Here is a 2027-nt window from a genome sequence, read left to right on the forward strand (position 1 = left end):
CGGGGGGTGGTGGGGCGCGGGCGGGTGCCCCGTCGCCGGGCGCCCCCCCCCCCCCCCCCCCCCCCCCCGCGCCGCAAACCTTGCGGGTGAACCCGGTTGTGGTTGCGGGTGTTCGACTGGGTCGGCGCGCAGGTGTGTGGCGATGGCGGTGACTATCTGGGCGGGCGGCGCGTCGGCCGGGAGACTCAGTGTGGGTCGGATCCGCCGCAGTGTTGCCGCGCGCAGCTTCGCTGCGACATGGTCGCGATCGCCGGATCTGCGATACAACGCGGCCTGTCCGGCCAGTAGTTCATCCGCGGGCACCTCCACCGGGCGTGGCTCGCCGACCAATGTGCCGCGGCGACGAGCACGCCACCAGACGACGATCGCGGCGCAGATCAGCAGCTGCAGACCGCCGTATGCCAGCGGGTCCGGCAGCTTGCTGAAGATCGAGTCGCTGCCCTCGCCGGGGTCGGGATTCGGCAATTCGGGCCGGTCCGGGGACGGAACATGGTGTGGTGCGGTCGGGGCGGCGGCCAGCCGCAGCAGCACATAGACGATCAGGACCGCGGCGATCGCGCCGAGAAGGATCGCCCAGAACGTCGGATTCCGCAGTAGTTCCGGCAGTGGTGGCGGGCGCAGGGGAATGCGGCGACGGCGTTCGCGCGCGGCGACCTCGATGGCCTCCGGCGGGGGCGGTGGTGCGTGCGAGAAGCGATCGGCCTGGGCGAGTCGCTCGTATTCCGTCGCAGTGGCCGGGCGGCCGCCGTAGACGACCTCGTCGAAACCCTGTGCGACGGTGGGCAGTTCGGCGGCTCGGTCCGGCGCGGAGGTCGCGGCCGCATCCGCCGTCTCGCGCGCCGTGCGGGCCCGGCGCACCTCGAGTACTCCGCCCTGTTCCAGGCCGCGCACGACCGCGCGGAACCGCTCCCGCACGGCGATATCGAAATCGCCTCGCGCGGCGGCTTGTTCGGCCGCGTCGAGGTGTTCGGCCGCGAGCCCGAGGGCGGGCACCTCCGGAGCGGACGGTTCCGGGACCGGGTTCTCGCCCGTCGTCATCGCATCGGTCCCGACGGGATGTGGATATCCCAGGCCTCGCGGCGGCAGCGGCGGTCCACATAGCTCACCACACGGGTGGCGGAGTCCACGACCTCGGCGAATGCGCTGATCAACAGGGCGGCCGCGGTGGCCAGGACGATGACCGCCCAGCGATGCGTGCCGGAGAAGTCGGACAGGAACAGCGGAATCCCCAGCAGCGGGACCGTGAGCACCACCAGCAGCCCGCGCAGCGCCAGCCACAGCCATGCCAGCTGCCATTCCGCCCCGGCGGCAAGGACTTTCGCGCGCCCCGCCGCGGCCCGATAGGGCACTCCCTCCTCGAACAGCACCGGCAGCACCGCGAACCATCTGGCCCGCAACCAGCCAAGCCAGACGATCGCGGGCACCAGGGTGATCATCAGCGGTGTACCCAGCGCCAGCACACCGACGCCGACCAGCGTGTACAACATCTGGAAGATCAGCAGCGGCCCGAACTTCCCCCGCAATCCCGCCAGGGCCGCCCGCCACCCGATCGCCCGCCGATGCACCCCCGCCAGCCCGATCGGCGTCGCCACCCCGCGCACGAACAGCCGCAACAGCCAGATACATACCGCAGTGGAACCGATTGCCGCCCAGGCGGTCCCGTCATCCGACCCACCCGTCACCGCGGACCCCGCAGCGGTAACCGCGGCGACCACCCCCACGGCAACGACATAAACCGGCGCGATCAACCCCGCCAACAGCCGAATACTCCCCTGAATCAAGACAAACGGCAGATCCAGCAACTCCCGAAACGTCAACGGCCGAACGGGCACCAACTCCCCGTCCCCCGTCCCCGCATCAAGGCCGGGACTGGACGACAGCCCCGCCCCACCGACAGCGGCTGGATTCACGCGGCTGAGTGTAGTTGTTGGCGCCGCCTCCGGCGTCGCGGGTTTGCGGCGCCCGGCGGGGGGGGGGGGGGGGGGGGGGGGGGGGGGGGGGGGGGCGCGCGCCCCCCCCGGGCGGGC

Annotated in this window: 2 protein-coding genes; both read right to left on the reverse strand. The window is 72.3% G+C overall.

Going from position 1 to position 2027, the window contains the following annotated elements; translation table 11 throughout:
• On the reverse strand, positions 1–1038 hold a 1038-nt coding region (locus ACIA76_RS15185; protein ID WP_397152376.1), incomplete at its 3' end, for a DUF4129 domain-containing protein.
• Positions 1035–1910, reverse strand: coding sequence for a hypothetical protein (locus ACIA76_RS15190; protein WP_397152377.1), 876 nt, complete (start codon positions 1908–1910; stop codon positions 1035–1037). The genes ACIA76_RS15190 and ACIA76_RS15185, both read right to left, overlap by 4 nt.
• Positions 1911–2027 lie beyond the last annotated feature (117 nt).

The organism is Nocardia sp. NPDC051570, from assembly GCF_044454005.1.
Lineage (GTDB): Bacteria > Actinomycetota > Actinomycetes > Mycobacteriales > Mycobacteriaceae > Nocardia.